This window comes from Faecalibacterium sp. DFI.5.82 (genome assembly GCF_029076575.1).
GTDB classification, from domain to species: Bacteria; Bacillota; Clostridia; order Oscillospirales; family Ruminococcaceae; genus Faecalibacterium; species Faecalibacterium duncaniae.
In genome coordinates this window covers 1-292 of record NZ_JARFIS010001006.1, presented here as the reverse complement: position 1 = coordinate 292, position 292 = coordinate 1, and the positions used below count along the sequence as shown (strand labels likewise).

Genomic DNA, 292 nt, shown 5'->3' with positions numbered 1-292 from the left:
GACGAGAGCCTGCTCTCCGGCTATGTGCTGCAGGTGGGCGACCAGGTATTCGACAACTCCGGCCGCCACCAGCTGGATCAGATGATGGCTGGCAAGCCCTCTCTGGCCACCCTCAAGACCCGCATCGAGGATTACAAGCCCGCCCAGACCTCTGCCGAGGGCGGCGTGGTCATCTCCTCTGCCGATGGCATCGTGCAGGTGGAGGGCAAGGACAAGGCCGTTTACGGCGAGATCGTCACCTTTGAGAACGGTGCCAAGGGCATGGTCGAAAGCGTGGACCCGGGCAAGCTGG

General features: G+C 63.4%; 1 pseudogene. It reads left to right on the top strand.

Features of this window, described 5'->3' with window-relative positions:
- Positions 1-292 (top strand): annotated as a pseudogene (locus P0G09_RS19890) (F0F1 ATP synthase subunit alpha); the annotation flags it as partial.